Source organism: Streptomyces sp. NPDC045287 (genome assembly GCF_056432325.1).
In genome coordinates, this window is the sequence record NZ_JBWKJG010000001.1 from 83,451 (window position 1) to 95,929 (window position 12,479).

Consider the following 12,479-nt stretch of genomic DNA (forward strand, 5'->3'; position numbering starts at 1 on the left):
CGTTCCCCCCTCCCGCACCCCCCGCACCCGCACGCCCCGAGAGGAAGCACCGTGCGCAAGAAGTGGAGCCTGCTCACCGGACTGGCCCTCGCGGCCGGTCTGCTCACCGCCGGACCACCCGCCGTCCACGCCGCGCCCCGGGCCGAGCCCGCCCCGCGCGCCGCCGTCGCCGCCGACACCTACACGTGGAAGAACGTCCGCATCGACGGCGGAGGCTTCGTCCCCGGCATCGTCTTCAACCGCTCCGAGAAGAACCTCGCCTACGCCCGCACCGACATCGGCGGCGCCTACCGCTGGCAGCAGTCCACCAAGACGTGGACGCCGCTGCTCGACCACATCGGCTGGGACCGCTGGGGCCACACCGGCGTCGTCAGCATCGCCACCGACTCCGTCGACCCGAACCGCGTGTACGCCGCCGTCGGCACGTACACCAACAGCTGGGACCCCGGCAACGGCGCCGTCCTGCGCTCCACGGACCGGGGCGCCACCTGGAAGAGCGCCGACCTGCCGTTCAAGCTCGGCGGCAACATGCCCGGGCGCGGCATGGGGGAGCGCCTCGCCATCGACCCGAACCGCAACAGCGTCCTCTACCTCGGCGCGCCCAGCGGCCACGGCCTGTGGCGCTCCACCGACTCCGGTGCCACCTGGTCGGAGGTCACCGCCTTCCCCAACCCCGGCAACTACGCCCAGGACCCCTCCGACACCAGCGGCTACGGCTCCGACAACCAGGGCATCGTCTGGGTCACCTTCGACGAGTCCACCGGCACGGCCGGGCAGGCCACCCGCACCCTCTACGTCGGCGTCGCCGACAAGGAGAACTCCGTCTACCGCTCCACCGACGCCGGCGCCACCTGGTCCCGGCTGCCGGGCCAGCCCACCGGGCTCCTCGCCCACAAGGGCGTCCTCGACGCGAAGAACGGCCGGCTGTACCTGGCGTACAGCGACACGGGCGGCCCGTACGACGGCGGGGACGGCGCGGTCTGGCGGTACGACACGAAGGCCGGGACCTGGCAGGACATCACCCCGGACGCCGACCCGTACTACGGCTTCAGCGGCCTGAGCATCGACCGGCAGAAGCCCGGCACGGTCATGGTGACCGGCTACAGCTCCTGGTGGCCCGACACGCAGATCTTCCGCACCACCGACAGCGGGGCGACCTGGACCCGGGCGTGGGAGTTCACCTCGTACCCCAACCGCTCCGACCGCTACACGATGGACGTGTCCTCGTCGCCCTGGCTCACCTGGGGAGCGAACCCGTCCCCGCCCGAACAGACCCCGAAGCTCGGCTGGATGACCGAGGCCCTGGAGATCGACCCGTTCGACTCCAACCGGATGATGTACGGCACCGGAGCCACCGTCTACGGCACCGAGAACCTCACGCAGTGGGACAGCGGCGGCAAGATCACCATCAAGCCGATGGTCCAGGGCCTGGAGGAGACCGCCGTCAACGACCTGATCTCCCCGCCGTCCGGCGCCCCGCTCATCAGCGCCCTCGGCGACATCGGCGGCTTTCGCCACACGGACCTCACCAAGGTCCCGGCGATGATGTTCACCTCGCCCAACTTCACCACCTCGACGAGCCTCGACTACGCCGAGACGAAGCCGGACACCGTCGTGCGCGTCGGCAACCTCGACTCCGGCCCGCGCATCGCGTTCTCCACCGACAACGGCGCCAACTGGTTCGCCGGGCAGGAGCCCTCGGGCGTCTCCGGCGGCGGCACGGTCGCCGCGGCGGCGGACGGCAGCCGCTTCGTGTGGAGCCCCGACGGCACCGGCGTCCACACGACGTCCGGGTTCGGCGGCGCGTGGACCGCGTCGCAGGGCATCCCGGCGGGCGCCGTCGTGGAGTCCGACCGCGTCGACCCGAAGAAGTTCTACGGCTTCAAGGCCGGGACGTTCTACGTCAGCACGGACGGCGGCGCGACGTTCACCGCCAAGGCCACCGGCCTGCCCGCCTCCGGCAACGTCCGCTTCAAGGCCGTCCCCGGCCGGGCCGGCGACATCTGGTTCGCCGGCGGCACCGCGGGCGCGTACGGGTTGTGGCGCTCCACCGACTCCGGGGCGACGTTCACCAAGGTCAGGGGCGTGGAGGAGGCCGACACGATCGGCTTCGGCAAGGCCGCGCCCGGCGCCTCGTACGACACGCTCTACACGAGCGCCAAGATCGGCGGGGTGCGCGGCATCTTCCGCTCCACCGACACCGGCGCGACCTGGACGCGGATCAACGACGACGCCCACCAGTGGGGTTGGACCGGTGCCGCCATCACCGGCGACCCGCGGATCTACGGCCGGGTGTACGTGTCGACGAACGGCCGCGGCATCGTCTACGGCGACACCTCCGACGCGGGCGGCCCCACCGACCCGCCGGACCCGACCGACCCGCCGGTGCCCGCGGCCTGCCAGGCCACCTACAAGGTGACCAACCAGTGGCAGGGCGGCTTCCAGGCCGACGTGACCGTCAAGAACACCGGCACCACCGCCTGGAGCGGCTGGCAGGTCGGCTGGACCTTCCCCGACGGCCAGCGCGTCACCCAGGGGTGGAACGCGACGTACAGCCAGTCCGGCACCGACGTGACGGTCGCCCCCGCAGGCTGGAACGCACGCGTCGAACCGGGCGGCACGGTCGCCTTCGGGTTCACCGGCTCGTGGTCGGGCACCAACCGGCCCCCGACCGCGATCAAGATGAACGGCGCGCCCTGCGCGACGACCGCGCCCACGGGCACCACGGCCCCGTGACCCCCGGCCGGGATGCCCCGCATCCCGGCCCCACGGGGGAAACCCACGTGTGGGGGCCGGCCCGGCGTTTCACCGGACCGGCCCCCGTCCGTACGCGGCGTCGCGCAGCGGGGCCGTGGTCCGGGGTCCGTCACCCGTGGTGGGGAGGAGGATCCGCGGCGCCCGGTGGGAGGGTCACAGGACGCGGGCGAAGATCCGCGCGCCGTTGTGGAAGGTGAGCGTGAGCCCCTTCTGCCCACCCGGCTGGGAGCGGGTCGACCAGCGCTCGATGCCCGCCACCTCCGGGCACTCGGCCAGGGCGAGGGCCGCGGCCAGCCACGCCTCGGGCTCGTCACCGGCCTGCGGCGCGGGCCCTGCGGGGACGGGCGTGCCGTGCACCGGCTCGTCCGCGAAGCCCTCGTGCTTGGCGCCGTCGGGAAGCTGCCCGGTGAACTGCCACCGCGTCTCGCGTCCGCCGCCCTGGAGCGTGATGGCGACCCCGTACGGGTGTGAGGAGTCGCCCGCCTCGGCGAGGGTCTGCACGCGGTCGGCGGTGGGCTGGTTCTTGACGACGTCGATGACGAATTCGGTGAAGCGGGCAGGGCGCATGTGTGGTCGTTTCCTCTCGTCGTGACCCGGCAGGACGCCCGTGGAGGGGGCGCGGCGGCCGTCACCGGGCCGGATACGCGGGTGGCGCGGCGGACCGGGCGTCCGCGGGCCGTGCCACCCTCCGACATTCTCCGGGCGCGTGAAGCGGGCCAGGACCTCGAACAGGGCGCCGGGGCGGTCCCACCGCCAGACGGTTCCGGCGCCCGCAGGCGCGGTGCGGGTCTCCCCGTAGGGGGAGAACACCACCGCACGGGGGACACGCACGGGACCTCCCTCCCGGGACGGGGACGCCCCGTCCCGGTCGCTCTCCGGCCGGGGCGAACGCCCGGAGCGGGGCCTCGGCCCGGCGCGCCGGGGCCGGTGCCGCGCCGGACGCGGCCGGTCACTTCCCGGCGACGGCGCACGCCTCGTGGGCCGGTACGCGGTGCCCGCCCCCGTCCGGGCCGGGCCGATGCACGCTGGTGGTGGGCCCGGGCCGGCCGCACAGCCCGCACCACAGGGGACCCTCCTCGTCCGGGGCTGCGGTCGTCAGTGCCTCGAAGAGGGTGATGGGGTCGGTGAGGGTGTCGGAGCCGTCCGGTGGTGTCAGCCAGTACAGGTCCGGCGAGTCGGCGGGTTCCGGGGAACGCGCGTCGGCGGGTTCCGGGGAGCGCGTGTCGGGTGCGGGGACGCACACCATGGTGCCGTCGGTGAGGTGGGCCGTGCCGCGTGCGCCCCAGCCGTCCGTGGGCGGGACGAGGAAGAGGACGGCGCCCCGGGCGGTGTCGCGGAACGCCGGTCCGCGTACCAGTTCCAGGGCGAGCAGGCCGGTGGTCTCGGGGACCTGGACCGCGTCCCACCGGAGGCCGGTCTCCAGGGCGGCGCGGCCGTGCCGCAGGAGCAGCCGCAGGGCGTGGTCGGGCGCGGGGTGCGCCTGCGCCAGCCACTCCCAGGCGGCGTAGGGGTCGGGGGTGCCGGTCACGGTGCGCTGACCTCCAGGGTGACGGCGAGCCCTACGCGGGCTCCGGCCCCTCGCGGGGCGCGGCGAAAAGCGGCCGGCGGCCGACGACGGGTCACTGGTCGGCCTCCCGAGCCGCGCAGCGGGAACACGAACACGGCGGATACCGCAGCGTCGCGGGCGGCCCGTCGTTCGGCTCGATCCGCCTGCGCTCCCGCACGGTGACGGTGCTGCCGTCCGCCTGAACGCGGTACACGTGGAGGGTCATCCCACTGGTTTCTGAGGGATGCCCGGCGGGCGTATGGACCCGTGATAGGGAGGTCACGTCGACTCCTCGCAGTTGGCCACGCCCCGGGCCGTGACAGCGGCGCCGGGGTCCATGCGTCACAGGACAGTGGTGACGCGCCTCACATGCTGGGCCCACGACAAGGCCCCGACTATCAACACCTGGTGATAGTCGGAGCCAAGGCTTCACACCGTGTCAGACACCCAGCCAGGTGCCGTAGGAGAGGAACGTGTCCGGGAGCGCCCGCTTCGCCGCTTCGAGACCTTGGTAGGTCTCGCGTACGGTCGGGTGGTACTTCGCCTGCTGAGGAGCGGCCTTCCGCGCCGCCAGCAGGCTCGCGAACGCGCCTTTGAGGTCGCCGTCCCACATCTGCGCCCGGGCCAGGTCGGTGTAGTGGTGGCTGCGGCGCGAGGGGGGCCAGTCCCGGGGCAGCACGACCCGGACCCCCTCCCGCGCCGCCTCGTCGTACCTGTCGAGCTCGGCCAGCACCGCCACGCGGTGGACGCTGACGTTCGTGGGGCCGAACGCCAGGCGGTGCACCTCGACCGCTTCACCGGTTCGGTCGGCGTAGCGCTGGGCCTCGGCAAGGTGTTCCTCGGCGACAGGAGCGTGCTTGGCGCGGCCGGCGAGGACGGCGGCGCCGAGGTGCAACTGGCCGGTCACGGCGTCGCGCTCGCGGCCCGCCTCGGCCTGGTCCAGGACCTTGAGCCCGGTCTGGACGAGCCGGGCCCCTGTGCGGTACTGCCCGGTACGGAGGTAGGTGAGGGCACGCATGTACCGGTACATGCCGCCGATCACAGCGTCGGAGGCGTGCCCGGCGGCCCAATCCATCCGGCTCAGCGCGATGGCGGCGAGGTCGCCGTACCCGAGCTTGGCGGCCACGTCGTAGGCGGTCCGGTACGTGCTGGCGAGGGTCCGCCAGCCCTCTGTGGTCCGCGCGAGGTGGGCGGCGGTCGTCACCTCCTGGATGAGCCCGGACACCTCGCTCGCGGCCTTCTTGATGTTTCCCGCGCGCACGTCCAGCAGCAACTCGTCGGTGTCGGCCTGTAGGAGCGGCCACGATCGAGGGGAGATCTCGGGGTCGGGGCCGAGGTCGTAGACGTCCAGGGCCTCCCGGATCGGCAGCAGCAAGACGTCCAGGGCGTCTGCCCGCAGCTCGTCGGCGTACGGCTGGCCGGCCACCGTGGCGGCCTCGACGCGAAGTGCCCTGGCGACACTCGCGATGACGTACGGAGTGGCGGCGATCCGGCCCTGCTCCGTTTTGGTCAGCGTGCTGTATGGAATCCCGGAGAGGTCCGAGAGCGCCTTCTGAGTGAGTCCGTGCTGCAGGCGCAGACGCTCGATGCGTGCGCCGGTGTGGTCGTGCGGCAAGGAGTGCATACGGGCCTCCGGTCCTGACTCGACATCAGAACGGTACCGCCGGCCGTACGGCGGCACACCGGAGAAGGCCCCCAGCCACCACACGCGGCGGGGCCTTCCCCCGTTCACCCGGCCACGCGGAAGTGGCCCCGCGCTTTCGGCCCGTTGTCGTGCCACCGGGCTGTTCCCAGGGGCCTCCGGCTCGCTCGGTGTGCGTGGTCAGCCGGTGAAGGGCTCGGGGCCGAAGCGGCCCCACGCGGCGAAGGCGGACAGGGCGAGGTAGAGCAGGTCGCCCGCGACCGTCGCCCTCTCGCCGCGGCGGAGCCGCATGGTCGCCGCACCGGCGAACAGCAGCACGAGTCCCGTGGCGGCCCACGGCACCAGCACCGGCGCGATGCCGAGCGCGGCGGGCAGGACCAGGCCCGCTGCGGCCAGGAGTTCGACGGCGCCGATGGCCTTGAGGGCGCCCGGGCTGAAGTCCTCGACCCATTGGGCGGAGGCGCCCATGCCTACGAGCTTCTCCTTGGGCACGTACATCTTGGCGCTGCCGACCAGGCAGACGAAGGCCAGCAACCCGGCAGTGATCCACAGTGCGAGGTTCATCATCAGCTCCTTGATCGGGATTCGCCCGCGCCCCTGGGACGAGCCGGCGCCCCGGCCCGTGACACGACCGGACTCCGACTGCCGGGAGACGCAGGTCACACACGTCGCCGTGTCACAGGGGGCCGGGCTGCCCCGTCTCGGGGATGTGGCCACCGACGGCCACCGGAACCACGGAGGAGCCCACCATGGACGCACGACTGAACTACATGGCCAGCCCGACCGGCGGAAAGGTCCTCAAGCACTTCATGGCGGCGGGCCGGGCGCTCAAGGAGACGTCGCTGCCCGCCGCGACGCAGGAACTGGTGGCGCTGCGCGTGAGCCAGATCAACGGCTGTGCCGTCTGCATCGACATGCACACCAAGGAGGCCGCCGCGGCGGGCGAGACGTCGGTGCGGCTGAACCTGGTCGCGGCGTGGCGGGAGGCCACGGTCTTCACCGAGGCCGAGCGTGCCGCGCTGGAGCTGGCGGAGCAGGGGACCCGGGTCGCGGACGCGGCCGGCGGGGTCAGCGACGAGGTCTGGGCGCGTGCCGCGAAGCACTACGACGAGGAGCAGCTCACCGCCCTGGTGATACTGGTGGCCTTCATGAACACGGCGAACCGGCTGAACGTCATCGCCCAGCAGCCGGCCGGCGACTACGTGGCCGGGCAGTTCCACTGAACGACAGCACCCGTCCCGGGCCCGGGATCGCGGCCCGGGGCGGCGTCCCGGGCCGCGCCGGGCCGGACGGCCCCCACGGGGCGCCCGCGCCGGAGGCCGGGCGGGGCGGGAGGACGCGGAGGGAACCAGACGTGAGCGAACCAGACGTGAGCGAACCAGCCGTGAGCAAGGTCGAGGAGTTCGAGGAGCTGCGGCCGCTGCTGTTCTCGATCGCCTACCGGATCCTGGGCAGCGTGGGCGAGGCGGAGGACGCGGTGCAGGAGACGTGGCTGCGCTTCGACGGCTCGGCGACCCGGCCCACGTCGACCAAGGCGTTCCTGTCGACCACGGTGACCAGGATCTCGATCGACGTCCTGCGCTCCGCGCGGGTGCGGCGGGAGGCGTACGTCGGGCCGTGGCTGCCCGAGCCGCTGCTCAGCGACCCGTACCAGGACCCGGAACGCTCGGCGGAGCTGGCCGACTCGGTGTCGATGGCGGCGCTGCTCCTGCTGGAGCGGCTCAGCCCGCTGGAGCGGTCGGTGTTCGTCCTGCGGGAGGTGTTCTCCTTCGGTTTCGACGAGGTCGCCGAGGCGGTGGGGCGGTCGGAGGCCGCGTGCCGGCAGTTGCTGGTGCGGGCGCGGCGGCACATGCGGGCCGGGCGTCCGCGTTTCGCCGCGGACCGCCGGGAGCGGCAGGAGCTCGCGGAGCGGTTCTTCGACGCACTGAGGAGCGGTGACGTCGACGGGTTGCGGAACCTGCTGTCCGCCGACGTCCACCTGGTCGGGGACGGCGGCGGCAAGGCCCCGCAGCTGGCCAGGGCCGTCGTCGGCGCCGAGAAGGTGGCACGGCTGCTCGCCGGCGTCTACCCGCTGATGGCCCGGATCGACGTGACGTTCGAGCCGTGCGAGGTCAACGGCCAGCCCGGCGCGGTCTTCCGCGACCGGGACGGCAAGGTCCTCCACACCCTGGCCCTCGACGTGCTCGACGGGCGGATCCAGGCCATCCGCTCGGTGATCAACCCCGACAAGCTCGACCACCTCGGCCCGGTCGCCGACGCCTGGGCCCTCGACCGCGAGGTGAAGCAGGTCCGCCGGCGGATGCGCTGACCGCGCCCGCGGCGGAGGCCCGTTCGCGTACCGGCGGCCCACTGCGGCGGTCGCGGGCGGCCGGTGCGCGTACCGGCGGCCACGGGGCGGCCGGTACGCGGACGGCGGCCGGTGCGCCCGTCCGGCGGGTCCGGGGCGGCGCGGGCGGACCGCCGCACCACCGGTCGCAAGGCACGACGACGAAGGGCCGACCCGTTTCCACGGGTCGGCCCTTCGTTCATCAGGGTGAGTGACGGGACTCGAACCCGCGGCATCCTGGACCACAACCAGGTGCTCTACCAGCTGAGCTACACCCACCATGTCCGGTCGTTTTCCTGACCGGCCGAGAAAAAGTGTACAGGGTCCTGGAGGGTGCTCGCGCACACGTTTCCTCGGGGCGGTGCCGGGGCGGTCCGGGGACCTACTTCGGGGGCTCCGCCGGGAGGACGTGGCGGGCCGCGATGGTCTTCGCCGTGTCCGAGTCGGGGCCGGGCTGCGGGACGAAGATCGCCTCGCGGTAGTACCGCAGCTCCGCGATGGACTCGCGGATGTCGGAGAGCGCCCGGTGGTTGCCGTTCTTCTCCGGGCTGTTGTAGTACGCCCTCGGGTACCAGCGGCGGGCCAGCTCCTTGACGGAGGAGACGTCGACGATCCGGTAGTGGAGGTACCTCTCCAGCGTGGGCATGTCACGGGCGAGGAAGCCGCGGTCGGTGCCGACGGAGTTGCCGCACAGCGGGGCCTTGCCGGGCTCCTTGACGTGCTCGCGGATGTACGCCATGACCTGCGCCTCCGCGTCCGCGAGAGTGGTGCCGCCCGCGAGCTCGTCGAGGAGTCCGGAAGCGGTGTGCATCTCGCGCACCACGTCCGGCATCGTCTCCAGCGCCACGTCCGGCGGGCGGACGACGATGTCCACGCCCTGACCGAGCACGTTCAGTTCCGAGTCGGTGACCAGCGCGGCCACCTCGATGAGTGCGTCGTCCGTCAGCGAGAGCCCGGTCATCTCGCAGTCGATCCACACCATGCGATCGTTCATGCGTCCACCTTAAGGGGGCCGCCGGTGGCGGGGTGGTCTCGCGCTCCCCTCACCGACGGCCCCCTCGGGACGTGCCGTGTCCTGCGTTACGGCGCGCTGCGCTGGCCCGGCAGCGAGGCCCGGCCGGACGTCAGCGCGTCCATGTGCTGCTTGCCCGGCTCGCCGCCCAGGCCGGCCGTGGCGCCCGCCGTGGGACGGCGCAGGCCGTGCCCGCCCTGCCCGCCCGCGCCCTGCGGCGGTACGAGCGGCTCACCGACCGGCGCGGCCCCGTCGCCCTGCGGGCGGCGTGCCCGGTAGGCGGCGCGGTACGCGGCCGGGGACGAGCCGAGCTGGCGCCGGAAGTGGCCGCGCAGCGCCACGGGCGAGCGGAAGCCGCAGCGTCCGGCGACCTCGTCGACCGAGTAGTCGGAGGTCTCCAGCAGCCGCTGCGCCTGGAGCACCCGCTGGGTGATCAGCCACTGCAGCGGCGCGCTGCCGGTGAGCGAGCGGAACCTCCGGTCGAAGGTCCGCCGGCTCATGTACGCCCGGGCGGCGAGCGTCTCCACGTCGAACTGCTCGTGGAGGTGCTCCAGCGCCCACGCCACCACCTCGGCCAGCGGGTCGGCACCGATCTCCTCCGGGAGGGACCGGTCCAGGTAACGCTCCTGGCCGCCGCTGCGGCGCGGTGGCACGACGAGCCGCCGGGCGAGCGCGCCGGCCGCCTCCGTGCCGTGGTCGGTCCGCACGATGTGCAGGCACAGGTCGATGCCCGCCGCCGTTCCCGCGGACGTCAGCACGTCGCCGTCGTCGACGAACAGCTCCCGCGGGTCCACGTGGACCGACGGGTAGCGCTTGGCGAGCGTCGGCGCGTACATCCAGTGCGTGGTGGCGGGCCGCCCGTCCAGTAAGCCGGCGGCGGCCAGCACGAAGGCACCGGTGCACAGGCCGACGATCCTGGCTCCCTCCTCGTGCGCGCGGCGCAGCGCGTCGAGCGCCTCGGCGGGTGGCGGCGAGGTGATCGACCGCCAGGCCGGTACGACGACGGTGCCCGCTCTGCTGATCGCCTCCAGGCCGTACGGTGCGGAGAGTTCGAGTCCCCCGGTCGTGCGCAGTGGCCCTTCCTCGCCCGCGCAGACCAGCAGCCTGTAGCGCGGAACTCCGGCGTCCTGGCGGTCAACCCCGAACACCGAAAGTGGGATGGAACTCTCGAAGATGGGGCCGCCGCTGAACAGCATGACGGCGACGACCTCGCGACGGCGGCGTCCGGACAGTTTGCGTCCGGTCTCCGGTGCGGCGGAGTCCTGGCTCATGACGCTAAGCCCCCCTCGGTGTTCGCGTCTCCTAGGTCCTGTCGCTCCTGCACGTTTCCCCTCGGTTTTGCACGAGACCCCGTTCTCCGATAGTCATGATCGAATCTACTGCGTCCCGCAGCGCCGGAATGACAAGTTCCGCATCCAGCGCTATGTCGACAAGGCAACTTGGCGTGAAGCATTCGATCACGAAGCGTTTCACCCTCAGGGGCCCCCAGGGAAGTGCGTCTCACGCTCATGGCCCATCCGCGTAGGGTGCGCGAGACGGCCGCGGCCCTTATCTCCCAGGTGGCAAGGGGGTTCGCAGGCCATTCCGGCAAGGATCGGCGGGCACGCCGAAGTTGGCTGAAAACATATGGGTCCGCGTGTGCGAACCCGTCAGCCTCGCGACACGTGCGGCGCCCCGGCTCCGTCCGCGCGCGGCTCCCGGCGCGTCCCCGGCGCGGCTCTGGCACGGCTCGCGGGTGGGCGCCCGCCGCCCCGTACGGCCCCGCTACCCCCACCTCGGCGCGGTACGCCTCCCGGTCCGGGACCGGCTCCGGCGCGGTGGGGGACGCCCGGGGCGGCGGGCGAGGCGGCGGCGCTACGGAGCGAGAGGGCAGGGGCCCGGGCCGGGCCCGAGCCCACGTTCCGGCCGCCCCGGGCGTCGGGATCCTGCGGCGGAACGCCGCCTGTGGCGGCCTGCCGCCACCCGGTCCGCCGGGGGGAGGGGGCGCACCAGTGGCCCGGCAGTGCGGGGCGGGATTCCCGGTGGCGCGTGGGCCACTGTGAGAGCCGGGTGTCGCTCGTCCTGGGAGGGGCCCCGCTCGTCCCGGGGCGGCCGGAGCCGTCGCGGGGACCCGGGGGTACCGTGACGGCGGTCACTGTGGGAGCATCCCGAGTGACCCTCCGAAACTGCTGTAGGGGCCAACCGGCGTTGCGTCGAGGAGCGGGCTCGTGCATGCTCCTGGAACGCCGCGAGCGCGGTGGCGGACCCTGGGCACGAGAGGAGTGGCGCCGTACCCTTGGGGGTATGGGCAGGGGAAGATGATTCCCGGACACGGCTCCGCTGTCAGACGCCCCTTGAAACCCTCCCACAAGGACCTTCTTCGCCGAGACACCCATGGCCGGTCACGAATTCCCTGAACCAGCCGACCGCAGGCAGGTCGCCGATTCGGCGGTGGACCCCCTGGCGGCGGCAGACACGCGTCATGCATGTGACCCCGCGTTCCAGCACGGCGTCGTCGTCGGCTTCGACGGCTCGACCTCCAGCGAGCGGGCGCTCGCGTACGCGATCGGCATGGCCCGCCGGTCCGGGTCCGGTCTGATCATCGTGCACGTCGCGAACCGGCTGCCCACCACCGTGTGGGCGGGCTGCGAGCCACCGGTCTTCGTCGACGTCCCCGACCACCGCACCGAGGTCCTGGGGCTGGAACTGGCCTGCGCCGACCACCTGTCCGAAGTGCCCTGGATCCTCGTCGAGCGCGGCGGCGACATCTGCCACGAACTGGAGGAGGTCGGCCGCGAGTACTCCGCCGACGCCATCGTCGTCGGCTCCACCCACGGCCTCGCCGGGCGGATCTTCGGCTCCGTCGCCGGCCGGCTCGCGCGCCGCGCGCAGCGGCCCGTCGTCGTCATCCCGTAGCGCGCCCCGCCGCGCCCCGTAGCGCACCCCAGATAGTTCACGGATAAATCAAGCCACCGTCGGAGGTGGCTTGTGCGCTTGTGAAGCACTGGGGGGGGCGGGAAGCCGCGCGATCGCGCAGGAGGCCCGTTGTGGCGGACGGCGCCTCCACCCCGGCCGTCCCGCGCTCGCCCGGTCGCCCCGACCGTCCTGCGCTCATCCCAGCCCCTCCGCGCCCGACCCCGGTCGTCCTGGTCCTCCTGGGCTCGCCTCGGCCGCTCCTCGGTCACCTCGACCGCCCCGCGCTCGCCCTGCGTTCGCC

The 12,479-nt window shown here is 73.2% G+C and carries 11 protein-coding genes and 1 tRNA gene; 4 read left to right on the top strand and 8 right to left on the bottom strand.

Features of this window, described 5'->3' with window-relative positions:
- The first annotated feature begins 51 nt into the window (after window positions 1-51).
- Complete coding sequence (locus tag AC07D6_RS00405) at window positions 52-2,736, top strand: cellulose binding domain-containing protein (protein WP_479040835.1); 2,685 nt, start codon at window positions 52-54, stop codon at window positions 2,734-2,736.
- Between the two features lie 174 nt (window positions 2,737-2,910).
- Here AC07D6_RS00405 and AC07D6_RS00410 read toward each other — a convergent pair whose 3' ends face one another.
- The 5 genes from AC07D6_RS00410 to AC07D6_RS00430 form a co-directional block, all read right to left on the bottom strand.
- The gene (locus tag AC07D6_RS00410) at window positions 2,911-3,324 is read right to left on the bottom strand and encodes a hypothetical protein (protein WP_479040837.1); all 414 of its coding nucleotides are present in this window, start codon (window positions 3,322-3,324) and stop codon (window positions 2,911-2,913) included.
- Between the two features lie 382 nt (window positions 3,325-3,706).
- Window positions 3,707-4,285, bottom strand: a complete 579-nt coding sequence (locus AC07D6_RS00415; protein ID WP_479040839.1) for a hypothetical protein — start codon at window positions 4,283-4,285, stop codon at window positions 3,707-3,709.
- Between the two features lie 91 nt (window positions 4,286-4,376).
- The gene (locus AC07D6_RS00420) at window positions 4,377-4,529 is read right to left on the bottom strand and encodes a hypothetical protein (protein ID WP_479040841.1); all 153 of its coding nucleotides are present in this window, start codon (window positions 4,527-4,529) and stop codon (window positions 4,377-4,379) included.
- Window positions 4,530-4,742: 213 nt separating this feature from the next.
- Entirely contained in the window at window positions 4,743-5,927 is a 1,185-nt protein-coding gene (locus AC07D6_RS00425; protein WP_479040843.1) for a helix-turn-helix domain-containing protein, read from the bottom strand.
- A gap of 198 nt (window positions 5,928-6,125) precedes the next feature.
- Window positions 6,126-6,509, bottom strand: a complete 384-nt coding sequence (locus AC07D6_RS00430) for a DoxX family protein (protein ID WP_479040845.1) — start codon at window positions 6,507-6,509, stop codon at window positions 6,126-6,128.
- Between the two features lie 185 nt (window positions 6,510-6,694).
- Here AC07D6_RS00430 and AC07D6_RS00435 point away from each other — a divergent pair, with 185 nt between their 5' ends.
- Window positions 6,695-7,168, top strand: a complete 474-nt coding sequence (locus AC07D6_RS00435; RefSeq protein ID WP_315876193.1) for a carboxymuconolactone decarboxylase family protein — start codon at window positions 6,695-6,697, stop codon at window positions 7,166-7,168.
- Between the two features lie 161 nt (window positions 7,169-7,329).
- Complete coding sequence (locus AC07D6_RS00440; protein WP_479041530.1) at window positions 7,330-8,253, top strand: RNA polymerase sigma-70 factor; 924 nt, start codon at window positions 7,330-7,332, stop codon at window positions 8,251-8,253.
- 224 nt (window positions 8,254-8,477) lie between these two features.
- On the opposite strand, the gene AC07D6_RS00445 is transcribed toward AC07D6_RS00440, so the two are convergent.
- The 3 genes from AC07D6_RS00445 to AC07D6_RS00455 all read right to left on the bottom strand — a co-directional run bounded on the left by AC07D6_RS00445 (window position 8,478) and on the right by AC07D6_RS00455 (window position 10,554).
- A tRNA-His gene (locus AC07D6_RS00445) sits at window positions 8,478-8,550 on the bottom strand.
- Between the two features lie 103 nt (window positions 8,551-8,653).
- Window positions 8,654-9,265 carry an oligoribonuclease gene (gene orn, locus AC07D6_RS00450; RefSeq protein ID WP_315876192.1) on the bottom strand — a complete coding sequence of 204 codons (612 nt, stop codon included), beginning with the start codon at window positions 9,263-9,265 and terminating at the stop codon, window positions 8,654-8,656.
- Window positions 9,266-9,351: 86 nt separating this feature from the next.
- Window positions 9,352-10,554, bottom strand: coding sequence for a helix-turn-helix domain-containing protein (locus tag AC07D6_RS00455; protein WP_315876191.1), 1,203 nt, complete (start codon window positions 10,552-10,554; stop codon window positions 9,352-9,354).
- Window positions 10,555-11,656: 1,102 nt separating this feature from the next.
- On the opposite strand from AC07D6_RS00455, the gene AC07D6_RS00460 reads away from it, so the two are divergent.
- The gene (locus tag AC07D6_RS00460; RefSeq protein ID WP_315876190.1) at window positions 11,657-12,178 is read left to right on the top strand and encodes a universal stress protein; all 522 of its coding nucleotides are present in this window, start codon (window positions 11,657-11,659) and stop codon (window positions 12,176-12,178) included.
- The last annotated feature ends 301 nt before the right edge of the window (window positions 12,179-12,479 follow it).